This is a genomic window from Streptomyces fildesensis (assembly GCF_016107395.1).
GTDB classification, from domain to species: Bacteria; Actinomycetota; Actinomycetes; order Streptomycetales; family Streptomycetaceae; genus Actinacidiphila; species Actinacidiphila fildesensis.
The window spans coordinates 24,868-41,519 of record NZ_JAAIKO010000044.1; the positions used below are offsets into that span (position 1 = coordinate 24,868).

Consider the following 16,652-nt stretch of genomic DNA (forward strand, 5'->3'; position numbering starts at 1 on the left):
GTACGTGCACGGCGCCGCACGCCCTGCCGGGTGTGCGGCGCCGCGAGGGGTTCAGACGTTGACGCCGAAGTCCTGCGCGATGCCGCGCAGTCCGGAGGCGTAGCCCTGGCCGATGGCGCGGAACTTCCACTCCGCGCCGTTGCGGTAGAGCTCACCGAAGACCATGGCGGTCTCGGTGGAGGCGTCCTCGGTGAGGTCGTAGCGCGCCAGTTCGTTGTTGTCGGCCTGGTTCACGACGCGGATGTACGCGTTGCGGACCTGGCCGAAGCTCTGCTGACGGCTCTCGGCCTCGTAGATCGAGACCGGGAAGACGATCTTGGCGACATCGGCCGGGACTCCGGCCAGGTTCACCTTGATGACCTCGTCGTCGCCGTCGCCCGAGCCGGTGAGGTTGTCACCGAGGTGCTCGACCGAGCCGTCCGGGCTCTTGAGGTTGTTGAAGAAGACGAAGTGCGCGTCGGAGATGACCTTGCCCTCGGGGCTGGCCAGCAGTGCGCTGGCGTCCAGGTCGAAATCGGCGCCGGTGGTGGTCCTGGCGTCCCATCCCAGAGCGACGATGACCGCCGTGAGATTCGGGGCCTCCTTCGTCAGTGAGACGTTGCCACCCTTGCTGAGGCTGACTCCCACGAGTCCTCCATACGGTCATGGGGTATCAGGCAGTACCCTCGCCCCCGTCGTGCGGTACACAGATCAACGCGTTGAGCTTAGTGAGCGGTTCCCGTCGGCTACAGGTCTTCGAGAGCCTTTGCGTAGTCATTGAGGTCCCGGGCGTCCGGAAGGCCGTTGACGACGGTCCAGCGGACGAGGCCGTCCTTGTCGATGACGAAGGTGCCGCGGACCGCGCAGCCCTTTTCCTCGTCGAAGACGCCGTAGGCGCGCGAGGCGTCCCCGTGCGGCCAGAAGTCGGAGAGCAGCGGGTATCCCAGGCCCTCCTGCTCGGCGAAGACGCGCAGCGAGAACGGGGCGTCGCAGGAGACGGCGAGGAGCTGGACGTCGTCGTTCTGGAACGTCGGCAGTTCGTCGCGCAGGGCGCAGAGCTCACCGGTGCAGACGCCGGTGAAGGCGTACGGGTAGAAGAGCAGCACGACGTTCTTCTCGCCGCGGAAGTCGGAGAGCCGCACGGTCTGGCCGTGCTGGTTCTTCAGCTCGAAGTCCGGGGCCTTGCTGCCGACCTCGATCGCCATGCGGGCACATCCTCGTCTCGGTACCGGAAAGGTCACGGACAGTCTGTCACTGCCGTCCGGAGCCGAACGCACCGCGCCCCCGGCGACCGAGGTCGACGGGGGCGCGGAGCAGGGTCCGGTAGAGCTACCGCTTTGCGGCCCGGGCCGTCTTCGGAGTGACCAGGCGGCTGCCCGACCAGTCCTTGGCGGCGTTGACTGTGCTGGTTTGGGCCAGACCTGCGGTCTGGGCTGCTTCGCCGATCTCGCTTGGCTCGACGTGGCCCTCACGGCCGGTCTTCGGGGTCATCAGCCAGATCGGGGCGCCGTCGTCGATCGTCGACGTGGCGTCGACCAAGGTGTCGGTGAGGTCGCCGTCGTCCTCCCTGAACCACAGCAGGACGGCGTCGGGCACGTCGTCGTAGTCCTCATCGGCGAGCTCTTCGCCCGTGAGCTCCTCGATACCTTCTCGGAGCTCCTGGTCGCAGTCGTCGTCGTACCCGAGTTCCTGGACCACCTGTCCGGGTTCGAATCCAAGCCGGCTAGCCGGGTTGGTCCGGTCCTCCGCGTGGTCCGCGGTCGCGCTCACGCTTTGCCTCCTGTCATGGGGGGAAACTCCCCGCGCCTGTGCGGGGTTATTGGCGGTAGTCCACACGGACGCGGCGGATCGCGCAAGTACCCGGCCGCCGAGACCGCCTAAACGGTGACGTGTCACCGCAACCCGCACGTCCAATCGTGACGCAGATCACGCCGGTTTGCCGGGGTTGTGCACGAATGAAGCCTGGGGTCGGTCGTACGTCCGAGTGGGCGTAGAGTTCTGATTTGGCCTCTCGTAGGCCTGCTTCGCTGCGCACCTCTCCGTCTCACGGAGTGGCAGTTACCGCTCAGTAGAGATGACGTTTCTGGCGACGCGGTACACGATGGAGGCGGCGCGACCCAGCAGAGCAAGACCTAGTAGCGAAGGAACAGCGTGGCTTCCGGATCCGATCGCAACCCGATCATCATTGGCGGCCTTCCCAGCCAGGTCCCGGACTTTGATCCCGAGGAAACGGCGGAATGGCTCGACTCGCTCGACGCGGCTATCGACGAACGCGGCCGTGAGCGTGCCCGCTACCTCATGCTCCGCCTCATCGAGCGCGCCCGCGAGAAGCGTGTCGCGGTGCCCGAGATGCGCAGCACGGACTACATCAACACCATCGCGACCAAGGACGAGCCGTTCTTCCCCGGCAACGAGGAGATCGAGCGGAAGGTCCTGAACGCGACCCGCTGGAATGCGGCGGTCATGGTGTCGCGCGCACAGCGCCCGGGTATCGGCGTCGGCGGCCACATCGCCACCTTCGCCTCCTCCGCCTCCCTCTACGACGTGGGCTTCAACCACTTCTTCCGGGGCAAGGACGAGGGCGACGGCGGCGACCAGATCTTCTTCCAGGGCCACGCCTCCCCGGGTATCTACGCCCGCGCCTTCCTTCTGGACCGGCTCTCCGAGCAGCAGCTCGACGCGTTCCGCCAGGAGAAGTCGAAGGCCCCGTACGGCCTGTCCAGCTACCCGCACCCCCGGCTCATGCCGGACTTCTGGGAGTTCCCGACCGTCTCGATGGGCCTCGGCCCGCTCGGCGCGATCTACCAGGCGCGGATGAACCGCTACATGGAGGCGCGCGGCATCGCCGACACCTCCAAGTCGCACGTATGGGCGTACCTCGGCGACGGGGAGATGGACGAGCCGGAGTCGCTCGGCCAGCTGTCGATCGCCGCCCGTGAGGGTCTGGACAACCTGACCTTCGTCGTGAACTGCAACCTGCAGCGCCTCGACGGGCCGGTGCGCGGCAACGGCAAGATCATCCAGGAGCTGGAGTCGCAGTTCCGCGGCGCCGGCTGGAACGTCATCAAGCTGGTCTGGGACCGCAGCTGGGACCCGCTGCTCGCCCAGGACCGCGACGGCATCCTGGTCAACAAGATGAACACCACGCCGGACGGACAGTTCCAGACGTACGCCACCGAGACCGGCGGCTACATCCGTGAGCACTTCTTCGGTGACGACCAGCGGCTGCGCAAGATGGTCGAAGGCATGACCGACGAGCAGATCCTGCACCTCGGCCGTGGTGGTCACGACCACAAGAAGGTCTACGCGGCGTACGCGGCGGCCAAGGCCCACAAGGGCCAGCCGACGGTGATCCTCGCCCAGACCATCAAGGGCTGGACGCTCGGTCCGAACTTCGAGGGCCGCAACGCGACCCACCAGATGAAGAAGCTCACGACCGAGGACCTCAAGCGCTTCCGCGACCGGTTGCACATCCCGATCACGGACAAGCAGCTCGACGAGGGCTACCCGCCGTACTACCACCCGGGTCGCGACTCCGAAGAGATCCAGTACATGCACGACCACCGCAAGGCGTGCGGTGGCTATGTGCCGACCCGTGTGGTGCGCGCGAAGCCGCTGCCGCTGCCGGACGAGAAGGCGTACGCGCCGGCCAAGAAGGGCTCCGGTCAGCAGTCGATCGCCACCACCATGGCGTTCGTCCGCATCCTCAAGGAGCTCATGCGGGACAAGGAGATCGGCAAGCGTTTCGTGCTGATCGCCCCGGACGAGTACCGCACCTTCGGTATGGACGCGTTCTTCCCGTCGGCGAAGATCTACAACCCGCTGGGCCAGCAGTACGAGGCGGTCGACCGCGATCTGCTTCTCGCGTACAAGGAGTCGCCGACCGGCCAGATGCTGCACGACGGCATCTCCGAGGCGGGCTGTACGGCCTCGCTGATCGCGGCGGGCTCGGCCTACGCCACGCACGGCGAGCCGCTGATCCCGGTCTACGTCTTCTACTCGATGTTCGGGTTCCAGCGCACCGGTGACCAGTTCTGGCAGATGGCGGACCAGCTGGCGCGTGGTTTCGTGCTCGGCGCGACCGCGGGCCGGACCACCCTTACGGGTGAAGGCCTGCAGCACGCGGACGGCCATTCGCAGCTGCTCGCCTCGACCAACCCGGCCGTCGTCGCGTACGACCCGGCGTTCGGCTTCGAGATCGCGCACATCGTGCAGGACGGTCTGAAGAGGATGTACGGCGAGAACGCCGAGGACGTCTTCTACTACCTGACCGTCTACAACGAGCCGATCCAGCACCCGGCCGAGCCGGCCGATGTGGACGCCGAAGGCATCCTCAAGGGCCTGTACCGGTACGCGGAGGGCACCGAGGGCACCGTTCCGGCGCAGATCCTGGCGTCGGGTGTGGCGGTTCCGTGGGCCGTCGAGGCGCAGCGGATCCTCGCGGCGGACTGGGGCGTCAAGGCGGACGTCTGGTCGGCCACCTCGTGGAACGAGCTGCGTCGGGACGCCATCGCGGTGGAGGAGCACAATCTGCTCCACCCCGAGGAGGAGCAGCGCGTCCCGTACATCACGAGCAAGCTCGCCGGTGTGCAGGGCCCGTTCGTGGCGGTCTCGGACTGGATGCGCGCGGTGCCGGACCAGATCTCGCGCTGGGTGCCGGGCACGTACCAGTCGCTGGGTGCCGACGGGTTCGGTTTCGCCGACACCCGTGGCGCGGCCCGTCGCTTCTTCCACATCGACGCCCAGTCGATCGTCCTGGCGGTGCTCACCGAGCTCGCCCGTGACGGCAAGGTCGACCGTTCGGTGCTCAAGCAGGCCGTGGACCGCTACCAGCTGCTCGACGTCTCGGCGGCCGACCCCGGCGCCGCGGGCGGCGACGCCTGAGATAGCCCCGAGGCGGTACGTCTCACGTTTCGAACGCCGGGCCCGCACCACTTTCCGTGGTGCGGGCCCGGCGTTTTCGTTCGGCTTCCGGACCGGCTACTGCGCCAGCCAGAGGACGGCGACGACGGTGTCGAAGGCGCCGAGGACGACGGCGACGACCGCGGGGATCGACTTCGCGCCACGCCAGCTGCGGCCCATGGCGAGCCAGCCGAAGATGATCGCGAGGGGTCCGAGGACGATCCCCAGGACGAAGAAGCCGACGACGGCGCAGACGGCGCCGACGACGGCGATCGTTCCGATGTCGGACCGGCTGCGGGAACGCATACGGGTACGGGTGCGGGTTCGGGTGGCCATCGTCCCTCCGTAAGGTTTCGGGGCTCGCCGTTCGTGTTCCCCGCCCCCGGCCGCCCATGCGGTGTCAGTTCTCCCAGACCTTGAACGCCCGGACGGTGTAACGGGATTCGGGCACCCAGGTACCCGTCGGATAGGTGTCGAACTCGGCCTCGGTGGCGCACTCCGCGCTCTGGTAGGTGGTGACCGGCCGGCCGATCCGGTTGACGAAGGAGCGGGCGGGGGTGCCCGCGGGGAGCGGCACGCAGTTGTCGATGCCGGTGTCGGCGAGTTCATGGGCCTGCCGGGCGCTGCTGTAGCCGGCCTTGCCCCACAGGCACAGCTGGCCCGGATCGCAGGCCCCGGAGGACGCGGCGGAGGCCGGGGCGAGGGCGGTGACGGGCAGCAGCGCGGCGGCCAGGGCGGCGGCGGTGAGGATCGTGTTCATGCGGCTCAGGCTGGTGCGGCCGGCGCGGCGCCCACAAGAGCGGCCGGACACGTTCCCCCTGATAGGGGGATTGCGCACGGCCCGCCCCACCGGTAACGGCCGCCCCAGTCGCTTGGCCCGTACAGTCACTTTCGAAACGTGACTTGAGTCACCCTTGGCTCAGGCATGGCCCTGCGTCTTCTACGCTGGCGGAGATACCGCAAACCTCCGAGGGGCCACCACACCCCCCGCGCACCTTCTGCCGACGGACCGGGCCGGCGTGCGCGTCCGGGACGATTTCGCGAGGCAATACTGAGTGACCCCATTCGATGAGCGCTTCAATGCAACGTCCATCCGGGCCCTGCTGGCCCTGGCCGTCATCTTCGTCATGCTCGCGACCACCGGCTGGACCGCCATCCGGCCGCACAAGGGCGCCGAGGATCCGCGGGCGGCGGCACTGGTGTCGTGGCTGCACGGCTCGGTGGCCGGGCACAAGCTGCCCAGCGCCTCGGCCGGTGCCGACTCGATAGCGCACTTCTTCGCGACGCTGACCGCGGGCCAGACCCGGCAGCTCGCCAACCGCTACCCGCTCGTCGTCGGCAACCTGGACGGCGCGCCGGTGAGCGTGCGCTATCTCGCCAACCGGGTGGCGCTCGCCCAGACGCGCGTCACGGAGATCGCCCGCTCGCACAGCTCGCTGCTCACACCGGCAGGCCGCAAGGACGCGGACAAGCGCGCCCACCGCTACGCCTCGCTGCTGAGCGACGGCCGGCAGATCCTCGCCTTCGACCCGACCGGAGCCGGCCGGGCCGCCGAGGTCTTCGGTGATCTCGGTACCGCCGACCGGGTGGCCGTGGTCGTGCCGGGTGTGGACACCGACATCAGCACGTTCGAACGCACCGCGAAGTCGTACGCGGCCCCGGTCGGCATGGCGCGCGCCCTGTACTCGGCCGAACGCGCCCAGGACCCGTCCGCGCACACCGCGGTGATCGCCTGGGCGAACTACACGACGCCGTCGGGTGTCGGTCTCGACGCCTCCACCGGCGAGCTGGCGGAGAACGGCGCGGTCCGGCTGAACTCGCTGGTCGAGGCGCTGCCGTCCACCGCGCGCATCTCGCTGTTCTGCCACTCGTACGGCTCGGTGCTCTGCGGTGTGGCCGCTCCTGGCCTGCCGTCGGAGAAGATCTCCGACATCACCGTCTTCGGCAGCCCCGGGATGCGGGTGAGCCGCGCCGCGCAGCTGCACACTTCCGCCAATGTGTGGGCCGCCCGCGATCCGAGCGACTGGATCGGCGAGGTGCCGCACCTGGAGATCGCCGGCCTCGGGCATGGCGCCGACCCGGTCTCGGCGTCCTTCGGGGCCCGTGTGGTCGGTACCGAGGGCGCACTGGGGCACCCCGGCTACTTCGCTCCCGACACCGAGAGCCTGGCGAACTTCACCGACATCGCCCTCGGCCAGTACGGCGCGGTGCAGTGTGCGCCGAACCGCGAGGACTGCGCGTCGGGCCTCGGCCAGGGCTGAGCCGGAGTCGCAGGGGTGGTTCCGGGCCTGGCGCCCGGAACCACCCCACGCGCGTTTTTGCGGCCGGTTCGGCAGTTGATCCCACATTCGGCCCTACGATGAGCCACATGGGTGACGTTTTGGCCGGATCCAACGCCGTGTGGGAGTTCGACACGGATGCCGTGGTCATCCGGTACGAGCGCGGGGTGCGCAATTCGAAGCTGCTCCAGACGCTCGGCGAGCGCCGGATCCCGTACGCCGCGCTGACCGGCGTCGAGCTCGTTCCCGGCAAGCGCGGCACGGTCGTGCTGCGCGCCCTGCCCCGGCCTGGCGCCGATCCCCTGATGGAAGCGGCGGGCGGGCAGCTGAAGGACTCCGCGGACCCCTACCGGCTGGTGCTGCCGGCCGACCGCGAGACCCTCGCCGAGTACTACACGGACGAGCTACGGGTCGCGGTCTCCGACAACGACACCGGCGAACCGGCCGACCGCTTCCTGGTCGCCGCGCCCACCGGGCCGCAGTCGTTCAAGGCGTACGACGCCAGGGCCGCCTTCGACGGCCGCACGGTGTCCTTCCGCTGGTTCTGGACGGGCGCCTCGACCGCCAAGTGGAAGGCCGGCGACCAGCACTTCCCGGTCGCCGGCCTGAGCGGGGTCGACTGGCGCTCCCCCGAGCTGCTGCACGGCTATCTGCGGCTGCGGCCGAACGACGACACCGAACACCCCGGCGACCCCGACCAGAACCCGGCCGCGGTGGTCTTCGGGCTCGGCTACGGGCAGGTCCATGAATCGCTGCCGTTCGCCGCGTCCGTGCTGGCCGCCGTGCAGACGGCTACTCGCGCGCGGCGGAAGTAGAGCTCATGTCCGGGTAGCGGTCGCCCGCGACGTGCTCGGCGATCGGTTCCAGCCACTCCAGCTCGATCCGGTCGAGAGTGATCCGGGTCGCCCCGGTGTTCTCCAGCACGCGGCTGACCTTGCGGGTGCCCGGGATCGGCACCACCGTCAGCTGGTGCACCTGGGCCCGCTGCTGCACCCAGGCGAGCGCGATCTGGCCGAGCGTCGCCCCGTGCGCCTTGGCGGCCTTGCGGACCGGGTCCAGCAGATCCGCGTTCCGCTTGGCGTTCTCACCGGTGAACCGGGGCTGGTGCTGCCGGTAGTCGCCACCGCTCAGATCCGTCGTGGCGTCCAGGAACGAGCCGGTCAGGAAGCCCCGGCCCAGCGGTGAGTACGGCACGAAGGCCACGCCCAGCTCGGCGGCGGCCGGTACCGCGCTGCGTTCCACATCCCGGCTGAACAGCGACCACTCGGACTGCAGCGCGGCGATCGGGTGCACGGCGTGCGCCTCGCGCAGCTCCGCGCCCGTCACCTCGGACAGACCCAGGTACCGGACCTTGCCCTCCGCGACCAGCTCGGCCATCGCGCCGACGGACTCCGCGAACGGGACGCCCGGGTCACGGCGGTGCATGTAGTAGAGGTCGATGACGTCCGTGCCCAGCCGGCGCAGGCTGCCCTCGACGGCCTGCCGGATGTACGCCCGGTCGTTGCGGACGCCGCGGTACGTCGCGTCGTCCGCCCTGCGCTCTATGGCGAACTTGGTCGCCAGCGTGATCCCGTCCCGGTGCGCCTTCACGAACGGGGCGAGGAACTCCTCGTTCGCCCCCGAGCCGTAGGCGTCGGCGGTGTCGAAGAGCGTGACGCCCGCCTCGAGGGCCGCTTCCAGCGTCGCCCGCGCCGCGTCCACGTCGGTCTCGCCGTAGAACTCGCTCATGCCCATGCAGCCCAGGCCCTGGACGCCGACCAGCGGTCCGTCCGTGCCCAGCCGTACGGTGTCGATCATTTCCGTGCCGGCTTCCGTGCCGTTCTCGGTGCTCGCGTTGTCGCTCATCAGGGTCAGACCCTCTCCGGCGCCCGCTGGGCGCCCCCATACATGTCGATCTTGTAGTCCAGTACCGCGAGGGTGTCCTGCAGCTCGGCGATCCGCCGGTGCACGTCCTCACGGTGCGCCACGAGCAGCTCCTGCCGCGCGGCGAAGGTCTGCTCGCCCTCGCGCACCATCTCCGCGTACCTGACCATGTCCGCGACCGGCATCCCGGTCAGCCGGAGCTTGCCGACGAAGGCCAGCCAATGCAGATCGCGGTTGGTGTAGCGGCGCTGCCCGGTGTGGGAGCGGTCGACGTGCGGCATCAGTCCGATCCGCTCGTACCAGCGCAGGGTGTGCGCGCTCAGCCCGGTCACCGTGACCACTTCGCTGATCGTGTACTGGTCCTGCCCGTCGGGCCGCAGAATCGAGGCCTGGTCGTCACAGCTGGCGATCCGGCCGGCCCTGGTCCTCGCCACCTTCGTCACAGCCACCTGCGTTACGGTCATGCCCCTACGCTACGGACTTGGAGTGCACTCGAAGCAAGCGCCTCAGGAGATCTTTTCCGGCCGCGTTACGCTCGCCCCATGGAGAGCTTGCGTGAGATCCGGAACTGGCCCGTCCCCACGGCGGCCGCGGCCGTCGTCCGCCGGGACGGCACGGTGGCCGGGACCCACGGCCCGGTCGGTGAGCCGTTCCGGCTCGCGTCCGTCACCAAGCCGCTGACGGCCTACGCGGCGCTGGTCGCCTGCGAGGAGGGTGTCTTCGAGCTCGACGACCCGGCGGGCCCCGAGGGCTCGACGGTGCGCCATCTGCTCTCCCACACCTCGGGGCTGGCCTTCGACCAGCACCGCGTCATGGCGCCGCCCGGTGACCGCCGGCTCTACTCCAACGCCGGGTTCGAGGTGCTCGCCGACCACATCGCCAAGGCCACCGGCATCCCGTTCCCCGAGTACCTGCGCCAAGCCGTCCTGGAGCCGCTGGGGATGACCGCCACCACGCTGCCCGGCTCGGCCGCCGCCGACGGTGTCTCCACCGTCGAGGACCTCGTCCGCTTCGCCGCCGAACTGCAGGCGCCGCGCATCCTGCACCCGTCGACCCTCGACGAGGCGACGTCCGTCGTCTTCCCCGGCCTCAAGGGCGTGCTGCCCGGCTACGGCCACCAGAACCCCAACGACTGGGGGCTCGGCTTCGAGATCCGGGACTCCAAGACCCCGCACTGGACCGGCTCCGCCTCCAGCCCGCGCACCTTCGGGCACTTCGGCCAGACCGGGACCTTCCTGTGGGTCGACCCGGACGCGGGCGCCGCGTGCGTCTGCCTCACCGACCGCGCCTGGGGCGAATGGGCGGTCCCGCTGTGGCCGGCGCTGACGGACGCGGTCCTCGCGGAGCTGCGGGCCTAGGGCGTGTCGCGAAAGTCCCGCCTGGCCCACGACGCCTGGCACGCGCCCTAGTCCGCCGGGTCGCGCGGCACCGGACGCATCTCCCAGACGAGGTACTCCACCGGGCCCGCCGCCGCCTGCACCAGAAGCCCCTCCTCATCGGTGATGCGCGCCGCGTCGCCCGCTTCGAGGGTCTCGTCGGCCAGCCGGACGCTGCCGCGCACCACGTGCACGTAGACGAAGGGCGCGGCCGGCAGTTCGCCCGGGCCGCGGCCGACGGACAGTGCCGCGTGCGGCTGCCGGAGCGGGACGAAGGGCGTGCCGTGTTCGACGCCGTAGCGCGGGCCGCCGCCGAACACCGCGGGCTCCAGCCACATCTGAAGGAACCTCAGCGGGCTCTCCCCGGCGTTGCGTTCGACGTGGCGGACGCCGTCGCCGGCGCTGAGCAGCTGTGCCTCGCCGGCCCGCACCACGGTCTCGTGGCCCGCGGAGTCCCGGTGCCCCAGCTCGCCCTCGATCACCCACGTCACGATCTCGACTCCCCCGTGCGGGTGCTCCGCGAAGCCGGCGCCGGGCGCCAGCCGCTCCTCGTTGCACGCCATCAGCGGCCCGAAGCGCAGGTTGCCGGGGTCGTAGTGGGAGCCGAACGAGAACGCGTGGAGGGTCTCGATCCCCGCGGCGGGATCACCCCCGGCGTACCGCTGCGCACCGCGCCGAACGTCGATCATTCCGCCACCGTACAAGCGACCGGCGCGCACCCCGGCGCCGTGCGCCCCCGGGGATAAGGCAGTCTTGTCCCGTGCCCGACACTCCGCAGCCCCCGAAAAAGCCCGTCCGCGCTGAGCACGCCGCGACGCTGCGCCGACTGGAGAAGTCGTCCGGCCGGCTCGCGGCGAACGCCATCGCCCGGATGGATGAGCAGCTGCCGTGGTACCGGGCGATGCCACCGGAGAACCGGTCCTGGATCGGGCTGGTGGCGCAGGCAGGCATCGCGGCGTTCACCGAGTGGTTCCGGCATCCCGAGGCGCCGCAGGCGATCAGCACGGATGTGTTCGGGACCGCGCCCAGGGAGCTGACCCGGGCGATCTCGCTGCGGCAGACCGTGGAGATGGTGCGCACCACCATCGAGGTGATGGAAGCGGCCATCGACGAGGTGGCGGCGCCCGGTGACGAGTCCGTGCTGCGCGAGGCGCTGCTGGTCTACGCCCGGGAGATCGCGTTCGCCACCGCCCAGGTGTACGCGCAGGCGGCCGAGGCCCGGGGCGCGTGGGACGCGCGCCTGGAGTCGCTGGTCGTCAACGCGGTGCTGTCCGGTGAGGCGGACGAGGGGGTGCTGTCGCGCGCGGCGGCGCTGGGCTGGAGTTCGCCCGACAAGATCGTGGTGGTGCTCGGGACCGCGCCGAACGGCGACAGCGAGCTGACGGTGGAGGCCATCAGGCGGGCCGCTCGGCACGCGAAGCTGCAGGTGCTCACCGGGGTGCTCGGTGAGCGGCTGGTGGTGATCGCGGGCGGTGAGGGCGAGCCGCTCAAGGTCGCGAAATCACTGATCGCCCCGTTCGCGGCGGGCCCCGTGGTGGCCGGACCGGTCGTCGGGGACCTGCTGTCCGCCACCCGTTCCGCACAGGCCGCCGCCGCCGGTCTCAAGGCGTGCGCCGCCTGGCCGGACGCGCCCCGGCCGGTCGTCTCGGACGACCTGCTGCCCGAGCGTGCGATGGCCGGCGACCGTTACGCGCGTGAACAGCTGGTGGAGGAGATCTACAGACCGCTGGAGGAAGCGGGCTCCGCGCTCCTCGAAACGCTGAGTGTCTACCTCGAACAGGCCTCGTCGCTCGAAGGGGCCGCGCGGATGTTGTTCGTTCACCCAAACACCGTCCGCTACCGGCTGCGACGTGTGACGGATGTCACCGGATGGTCGCCCTCCGACGTACGTTCGGCGTTCACGCTGCGCATCGCCCTCATCCTGGGACGACTGTCCGCCGCCGATCAATCACCCTGAGTTTTTGTTGGACACCAACAAATCGTCCAGCAGTTCTTCGTCCCTGTCCCCACGGGCGGTGAGACCCGCCCGCGAGAGAGAGTGTGTACGTGCTCGTACTCGTCGCTCCCGGCCAGGGTGCCCAGACGCCCGGCTTCCTGACTCCTTGGCTCGACCTTCCCGGCGTCGCCGACCGCCTTCACTGGTGGTCCGCGGTGGCGGGGCTCGACCTTGTCCACTACGGCACGAAGGCCGACGCGGACGAGATCCGCGACACCGCCGTGGCCCAGCCGCTGCTGGTGGCCGCAGGACTGGTCTCGGCCCTGTCGCTGTTCCCGCACCCGGCCGACGGCCGGCGCGCGGTCGGCGCGGTCGCCGGACACAGCGTCGGTGAGATCACCGCCGCCGCCGGTGCCGGGGTGATCACCGCGGAATCGGCGATGGCCCTGGTGCGACAGCGCGGACTGGCCATGGCCAAGGCCGCGGCCGTCACCACCACCGGCATGTCCGCGGTGCTCGGCGGCGACCCCGAAGAGGTCCTCGCCCACCTGGAGAAGCTCGGCCTGACCCCGGCGAACATCAACGGCGGCGGACAGATCGTCGCCGCCGGTACCGCGGAGCAGCTGGCCGCGCTCGCCGAGGACAAGCCCGAGAAGGCCCGCGTCATCGCCCTGAAGGTGGCCGGCGCGTTCCACACCCACCACATGGCTCCCGCGGTGTCCGCGCTGGAGGCCCTCGTGCCCGGTGTGACCGTGCACGATCCGGGTATCCGCTATGTGTCGAACGCCGACGGCCAGGTCGTCGGCAGTGGCGACGAGATCGTCCGCCGGCTGGTCCAGCAGGTCTCCAACCCGGTCCGCTGGGACCTGTGCATGGAGACGTTCAAGGAGCTCGGCGTCACCGCCATCATCGAGATGGCGCCGGCCGGCACGCTGGTCGGCCTGGCCAAGCGCGCGCTGCCGGGCGTCAAGACGCTGGCCCTGAAGACCCCGGACGACATCGACGCGGCTCGCGCGATCGTCGCCGAGCACGGCGACCCGGACGCCGGCGGCGCGTCCCTGCCGCTCATCCATCCCGCGGCCGAAGAGGAGTCACCCCAGACATGACGGCGAAGATCCAGCCCAGCCAGGGTGCCCCGTACGCGCGGATTCGCGGGGTCGGCGGCTACCGGCCGACCCGGGTGGTCCCCAACGAGGTGATCCTGGAGACGATCGACTCCAGCGACGAGTGGATCCGCTCCCGCTCCGGCATCTCCACGCGCCACTGGGCGAACGAGTCGGAGACCGTCGCCGAGATGTCGATCGAGGCCTCGGGCAAGGCGCTCGCGGACGCGGGTCTGTCGGCCGAGGACATCGGCGCGGTGATCGTCGCGACCGTCTCGCACTTCAAGCAGACCCCGGCCATCGCGACCGAGATCGCGTTCCGGCTCGGCGCGGGCAAGGCCGCCGCGTTCGACATCTCCGCGGCCTGCGCCGGCTTCGCCTACGGGCTGACGCTCGCCAAGGGCATGGTCACCGACGGCAGCGCCAAGAACGTGCTGGTGATCGGGGTCGAGCGGCTGAGCGACCTGACCGACCTGACCGACCGGGCGACCGCCTTCCTCTTCGGCGACGGCGCCGGCGCGGTCGTGGTCGGCCCGTCCGACGTGCCCGCCATCGGCCCCTCGATCTGGGGCTCGGAGGGCGACAAGTCCGATGTGATCGCCCAGACCGACTCGTGGGAGGTCTTCCGCGCCGGCGGCCAGCCGGAGACGGGGAAGTTCCCGGCGCTGCGCCAGGAGGGCCAGACGGTCTTCCGCTGGGCGGTCTTCGAGATGGCCAAGGTGGCCCAGCAGGCGCTGGACGCCGCCGGGATCACCGCGGAACAGCTCGATGTGTTCATCCCGCACCAGGCGAACATGCGCATCATCGACTCGATGATCAAGGCACTGAAGCTGCCGGAGCATGTCGCGATCGCCCGCGACATCGAGACCACCGGCAACACCTCGTCGGCCTCCATCCCGCTGGCGATGGAGCGGCTGCTGGCCACCGGCCAGGCCAAGAGCGGCGACACCGCCCTGCTCATCGGCTTCGGGGCGGGTCTCGTGTACGCCGCAACTGTGGTTACTCTCCCCTAGTCACAACCCCTTCGCGGCGCCGCAGTCCCGCACGCCGCACTCCCCCGCAACACATAAGGAGCGCCGTAATGGCCGCCACCCAGGCAGAGATCCTCGAAGGCCTCGCCGAGATCGTCAACGAGATCGCCGGCATCCCGGTCGAGGACGTCCAGACGGAGAAGTCCTTCACCGACGACCTGGACGTCGACTCCCTGTCCATGGTCGAGGTCGTCGTGGCCGCTGAAGAGCGTTTCGAGACCAAGATCCCGGACGACGCCGTCAAGGACCTGAAGACCGTCGGCGACGCCGTCGACTACATCCTCAAGAACCAGGCCTGACATACCCCCTGGGACGACGTGTCTGTCGCCCGCCCTTCTATACGTGGAGAGACATTCCTGTGAACTCGACCAATCGCACCGTGGTCGTCACCGGTATCGGCGCAACCACACCGCTGGGTGGCGACAGCGCGTCGACCTGGGAAGGCCTGGTCGCCGGACGTTCCGGTATCAGCGCCCTGGAGCAGGACTGGGCAGCTGAGCTGCCGGTCCGCATCGCCGGTCAGATCGCCGTCGAACCGTCGGAGATCCTGCCGCGCCCGCTGCTGCGCAAGCTGGACCGCTCGGCGCAGTTCGCGGTGATCGCGGCCCGTGAGGCGTGGGCCGACGCGGGCTTCACCGCCAAGGCCGGCGAGGACTCCTCGATCGACCCGGACCGGCTCGGCACCGTCGTCGCCTCCGGCATCGGTGGCGTCACGACGCTGCTGGGCCAGTACGACGTGCTCAAGGAGCAGGGCGTCCGCAAGGTCTCCCCGCACACCGTTCCCATGCTCATGCCGAACAGCCCGTCCGCCAACGTCGGCCTCGAGGTCAACGCGCGGGCCGGCGTTCACTCGTTGGTGAGCGCGTGCGCCTCCGGCGCGGAAGCGGTCGGCTACGCCATCGAGATGATCCGCACCGGCCGCGCCGATGTGGTCGTCGCGGGCGGCACCGAGGCGGCCATCCACCCGCTGCCGATCGTCGCCTTCGCCAACATGATGGCGATGTCGAAGAACAACGACGACCCGCACGGCGCTTCGCGCCCGTACGACAAGGGCCGTGACGGCTTCGTCCTCGGTGAGGGCGCGGGCGTCATCGTCCTGGAGTCGGCCGAGCACGCCGCGCAGCGCGGCGCCAAGGTCTACTGCGAGGCGCTGGGCCAGGGCCTGTCCGCGGACAGCCACCACATCGCCCAGCCCGAGCCGACCGGCCGCGGCATCTCCGCCGCGCTGGAGCACCTGATCGCCTCCACCGGTCTGAACACCTCCGAGATCATGCACCTGAACGCGCACGCCACCTCGACCCCGCAGGGTGACGTCGCCGAGGTCAAGGCGCTCGCCAAGGTGCTGGGCCACGAGCTGGACCACATCGCGATCTCCGCCACGAAGTCGATGACCGGGCACCTGCTCGGCGGCGCGGGCGGCATCGAGTCCGTCGCCACCGTGCTCGCGCTCCACAACCGCCTCGCCCCGCCGACGATCAACATTGTCGAGCTGGACGACGAGGTCGACGCGAAGCTGGTCTCCACCGAGGCGAAGCCGCTGCCGGAGGGACCGGTCATCGCCCTCAACAACTCGTTCGGCTTCGGCGGTCACAACGTCGTCCTGGCGTTCCGCACCGTCTGACAGCCACAGCGCCGAAACGGCCTGTTCCCCGGTCCGCCGACCGGGGAACAGGCCGTTCTCGCGTCAGGCGCCCGTTCACGGGCAGGCGACGTCCTTACGGGCAGGCCACGACCTGAGCGGCCCAGGAGAGACCGCCGCCGAAGCCCAGCAGCAGCACCGGGGCGCCCCGCGGGATCGTGCGGTCCTCGACGAGCTTGGAGAGCGCCAGCGGGATCGAGGCGGCGGACGTGTTGCCCGAGACCGTGACATCGCGGGCCACGACGGCCTGCGGGGCATCCAGTTGGCGCACCAGCGAGTCGATGATCCGCAGGTTCGCCTGGTGGGTGACGATACCGCCCAGGTCCGCGGGGGTGAGGCCGGCGCGGCGGCAGGCCTCGACGGCGACGGGTGCCAACTCGGTGGTGGCCCAGCGGAAGACGGTCTGGCCGTTCTGCCGGAAGCGCGGCTGCCAGTCGTCCTGGAGGCGGACGGCGTCCCCGCGGGCGGGGTCGGAGCCGCCGCGCCCGCCGCGCGGTGGCGCGGCTGCTGGACGGACCCGCCGCGAACTGAGCGAGGTACCGGC

General features: G+C 70.2%; 17 protein-coding genes and 1 pseudogene. 9 read left to right on the forward strand and 9 right to left on the reverse strand.

Annotated features, from left to right (window positions below):
- Positions 1-51 precede the first annotated feature (51 nt).
- The 3 genes from C6N31_RS35135 to C6N31_RS35145 form a co-directional block, all read right to left on the reverse strand.
- The gene (locus C6N31_RS35135; RefSeq protein ID WP_138356774.1) at positions 52-627 is read right to left on the reverse strand and encodes a TerD family protein; all 576 of its coding nucleotides are present in this window, start codon (positions 625-627) and stop codon (positions 52-54) included.
- Between the two features lie 98 nt (positions 628-725).
- The gene (locus C6N31_RS35140) at positions 726-1,184 is read right to left on the reverse strand and encodes a peroxiredoxin (protein ID WP_138356773.1); all 459 of its coding nucleotides are present in this window, start codon (positions 1,182-1,184) and stop codon (positions 726-728) included.
- A 124-nt stretch (positions 1,185-1,308) separates the two neighbouring features.
- Positions 1,309-1,749 carry a DUF3052 domain-containing protein gene (locus C6N31_RS35145; protein WP_138356772.1) on the reverse strand — a complete coding sequence of 147 codons (441 nt, stop codon included), beginning with the start codon at positions 1,747-1,749 and terminating at the stop codon, positions 1,309-1,311.
- A 381-nt stretch (positions 1,750-2,130) separates the two neighbouring features.
- Here C6N31_RS35145 and aceE point away from each other — a divergent pair, with 381 nt between their 5' ends.
- Positions 2,131-4,863, forward strand: coding sequence for a pyruvate dehydrogenase (acetyl-transferring), homodimeric type (gene aceE, locus C6N31_RS35150; RefSeq protein ID WP_138356771.1), 2,733 nt, complete (start codon positions 2,131-2,133; stop codon positions 4,861-4,863).
- Positions 4,864-4,959: 96 nt separating this feature from the next.
- Here aceE and C6N31_RS35155 read toward each other — a convergent pair whose 3' ends face one another.
- Entirely contained in the window at positions 4,960-5,217 is a 258-nt protein-coding gene (locus C6N31_RS35155; protein ID WP_138356770.1) for a small hydrophobic protein, read from the reverse strand.
- A 64-nt stretch (positions 5,218-5,281) separates the two neighbouring features.
- Positions 5,282-5,641, reverse strand: a complete 360-nt coding sequence (locus tag C6N31_RS35160; RefSeq protein ID WP_138356769.1) for a peptidase inhibitor family I36 protein — start codon at positions 5,639-5,641, stop codon at positions 5,282-5,284.
- A 295-nt stretch (positions 5,642-5,936) separates the two neighbouring features.
- On the opposite strand from C6N31_RS35160, the gene C6N31_RS35165 reads away from it, so the two are divergent.
- Positions 5,937-7,142, forward strand: a complete 1,206-nt coding sequence (locus C6N31_RS35165) for an alpha/beta hydrolase (RefSeq protein WP_244809164.1) — start codon at positions 5,937-5,939, stop codon at positions 7,140-7,142.
- A gap of 107 nt (positions 7,143-7,249) precedes the next feature.
- On the forward strand, positions 7,250-7,975 hold the full coding sequence (locus C6N31_RS35170; protein ID WP_198359017.1) for a DUF4429 domain-containing protein: 726 nt from the start codon (positions 7,250-7,252) through the stop codon (positions 7,973-7,975).
- Here C6N31_RS35170 and C6N31_RS35175 read toward each other — a convergent pair.
- Together C6N31_RS35175 and C6N31_RS35180 are read right to left on the reverse strand one after the other, a co-directional pair.
- Positions 7,953-9,005: an aldo/keto reductase gene (locus C6N31_RS35175; RefSeq protein WP_138356767.1), complete on the reverse strand. Its 1,053-nt coding sequence runs from the start codon at positions 9,003-9,005 to the stop codon at positions 7,953-7,955. The two genes, C6N31_RS35170 and C6N31_RS35175, sit on opposite strands and share 23 nt — an antisense overlap.
- Positions 9,006-9,010: 5 nt before the next feature.
- Positions 9,011-9,487, reverse strand: coding sequence for a MerR family transcriptional regulator (locus C6N31_RS35180; RefSeq protein WP_138356766.1), 477 nt, complete (start codon positions 9,485-9,487; stop codon positions 9,011-9,013).
- Between the two features lie 78 nt (positions 9,488-9,565).
- On the opposite strand from C6N31_RS35180, the gene C6N31_RS35185 reads away from it, so the two are divergent.
- Positions 9,566-10,381 carry a serine hydrolase domain-containing protein gene (locus tag C6N31_RS35185; protein ID WP_138356765.1) on the forward strand — a complete coding sequence of 272 codons (816 nt, stop codon included), beginning with the start codon at positions 9,566-9,568 and terminating at the stop codon, positions 10,379-10,381.
- Positions 10,382-10,428: 47 nt separating this feature from the next.
- Here the strand turns inward: C6N31_RS35185 and C6N31_RS35190 are convergent, their stop codons facing one another.
- Complete coding sequence (locus C6N31_RS35190) at positions 10,429-11,088, reverse strand: pirin family protein (RefSeq protein ID WP_138356764.1); 660 nt, start codon at positions 11,086-11,088, stop codon at positions 10,429-10,431.
- A 53-nt stretch (positions 11,089-11,141) separates the two neighbouring features.
- Here C6N31_RS35190 and C6N31_RS35195 point away from each other — a divergent pair, with 53 nt between their 5' ends.
- From C6N31_RS35195 to C6N31_RS35215, 5 genes are all read left to right on the forward strand, one after another.
- Positions 11,142-12,356: a PucR family transcriptional regulator gene (locus tag C6N31_RS35195; protein ID WP_381588799.1), complete on the forward strand. Its 1,215-nt coding sequence runs from the start codon at positions 11,142-11,144 to the stop codon at positions 12,354-12,356.
- A gap of 89 nt (positions 12,357-12,445) precedes the next feature.
- On the forward strand, positions 12,446-13,441 hold the full coding sequence (locus C6N31_RS35200; RefSeq protein WP_138356762.1) for an ACP S-malonyltransferase: 996 nt from the start codon (positions 12,446-12,448) through the stop codon (positions 13,439-13,441).
- Positions 13,438-14,451: a ketoacyl-ACP synthase III gene (locus C6N31_RS35205; RefSeq protein WP_164294046.1), complete on the forward strand. Its 1,014-nt coding sequence runs from the start codon at positions 13,438-13,440 to the stop codon at positions 14,449-14,451. The genes C6N31_RS35200 and C6N31_RS35205 overlap by 4 nt, the downstream gene beginning before the upstream one ends.
- A gap of 68 nt (positions 14,452-14,519) precedes the next feature.
- The gene (locus tag C6N31_RS35210) at positions 14,520-14,768 is read left to right on the forward strand and encodes an acyl carrier protein (RefSeq protein WP_138356760.1); all 249 of its coding nucleotides are present in this window, start codon (positions 14,520-14,522) and stop codon (positions 14,766-14,768) included.
- Between the two features lie 59 nt (positions 14,769-14,827).
- Positions 14,828-16,090, forward strand: a complete 1,263-nt coding sequence (locus tag C6N31_RS35215) for a beta-ketoacyl-[acyl-carrier-protein] synthase family protein (protein WP_138356759.1) — start codon at positions 14,828-14,830, stop codon at positions 16,088-16,090.
- A 94-nt stretch (positions 16,091-16,184) separates the two neighbouring features.
- On the opposite strand, the pseudogene C6N31_RS35220 reads toward C6N31_RS35215, so the two are convergent.
- Positions 16,185-16,586 (reverse strand): annotated as a pseudogene (locus tag C6N31_RS35220) (3-oxoacyl-[acyl-carrier-protein] synthase III C-terminal domain-containing protein); the annotation flags it as partial.
- Positions 16,587-16,652: the final 66 nt, after the last annotated feature.

Excerpts from the sequence above, each read along its gene's own strand:
- C6N31_RS35140 (WP_138356773.1), bottom strand. The coding sequence starts at position 1,184 with ATGGCGATCGAGGTCGGCAGCAAGGCCCCGGACTTCGAGCTGAAGAAC.
- C6N31_RS35190 (WP_138356764.1), bottom strand. The coding sequence starts at position 11,088 with ATGATCGACGTTCGGCGCGGTGCGCAGCGGTACGCCGGGGGTGATCCC.
- C6N31_RS35205 (WP_164294046.1), top strand. The coding sequence starts at position 13,438 with ATGACGGCGAAGATCCAGCCCAGCCAGGGTGCCCCGTACGCGCGGATT.
- C6N31_RS35180 (WP_138356766.1), bottom strand. The coding sequence starts at position 9,487 with ATGACCGTAACGCAGGTGGCTGTGACGAAGGTGGCGAGGACCAGGGCC.
- C6N31_RS35160 (WP_138356769.1), bottom strand. The coding sequence starts at position 5,641 with ATGAACACGATCCTCACCGCCGCCGCCCTGGCCGCCGCGCTGCTGCCC.
- C6N31_RS35170 (WP_198359017.1), top strand. The coding sequence starts at position 7,250 with ATGGGTGACGTTTTGGCCGGATCCAACGCCGTGTGGGAGTTCGACACG.
- C6N31_RS35185 (WP_138356765.1), top strand. The coding sequence starts at position 9,566 with ATGGAGAGCTTGCGTGAGATCCGGAACTGGCCCGTCCCCACGGCGGCC.
- C6N31_RS35155 (WP_138356770.1), bottom strand. The coding sequence starts at position 5,217 with ATGGCCACCCGAACCCGCACCCGTACCCGTATGCGTTCCCGCAGCCGG.
- C6N31_RS35210 (WP_138356760.1), top strand. The coding sequence starts at position 14,520 with ATGGCCGCCACCCAGGCAGAGATCCTCGAAGGCCTCGCCGAGATCGTC.
- C6N31_RS35175 (WP_138356767.1), bottom strand. The coding sequence starts at position 9,005 with ATGAGCGACAACGCGAGCACCGAGAACGGCACGGAAGCCGGCACGGAA.